The 835-nt window shown below is 72.6% G+C and carries 1 protein-coding gene; it reads right to left on the bottom strand.

All coding sequences use genetic code 11. From position 1 onward, the window contains the following. Nucleotides 1-835 (bottom strand): hypothetical protein (locus ACFR9S_RS08275; protein WP_379818402.1); only part of this gene is annotated, 835 nt, incomplete at both ends.

The raw sequence follows: 835 nt of genomic DNA, 5'->3' as shown, positions 1-835 counted from the left end.
CCCGACGGCGACGGTCGCGAACGCGGCAGCGGGACCGAGCAGCAGCGGTTCGGCGCCGCCGAGGAACGGCGCACCCAGTAGCGGGGCCAGCAGCGGTTGGAGGGTGAGGAGCGTGGCCGTCGCGGCGAGGAGCGCGACGATGCCACGCCGCCAGCGGTCGTCAGCGGCGGGGAAGCTCCCCGACAGAAGCGCGAACAGCCCGCCGGTCACGAGCGCATGGACGAGCAGCGCCGGGAGGACGACGACTGCGGCGTTTTCGACGACGACGGGGAGCAACACGGCGGCGAGTCCGACGACGCTCGGAAGGGTGCTCGCGTGGCCGAGGACACCGGTACTGGGTTCGAACGTCGCCAGTCCACCGTGTCGTTCGGTGAGCGTGAACGAACTCCCGCCCAACCCGTCGACGGTGTCGACCCCCGGTAGCGTGTGCATGACGTCGAGGAACGAGTGGACCGTCACCCTGTCGACGCCGAGGCCAGCGTAGTTCGCCCCCTGGAGATCCGGCCGGAACTTCGTGACGACGGCGGCGCCGCCGACGGTGGCGCGAGCGAACTCGGGGTCGCTGAACCGGTAGTACCGGACGTGCTCGGCGTCCGGGAACGTCGGCCCGCCACCGCTGCTGCGGTTGAAGCCGCGTCCGGGGCCGGCCCCCACGAACTGCTCGCCGGTCGTCTCGGCGGCGAGTCGGCGATGCAGGCTGTCGTTCCCCGCCAGTTCTTCGGCGTCCGGACCCTCGAGGACCAGCCCGACGCGCCACGTCGCGTTCCCGCTCTCGGCGAGCGTGACCACCGCCGCGCTCCGGGCGACAGTCACGTCGACGCCGGCGTCGTCCGCG

The organism is Halolamina salina (genome assembly GCF_042678005.1).
In the GTDB taxonomy this organism is placed as follows: domain Archaea; phylum Halobacteriota; class Halobacteria; order Halobacteriales; family Haloferacaceae; genus Halolamina; species Halolamina salina.
This window is presented reverse-complemented; position numbering and strand designations above follow the sequence as displayed.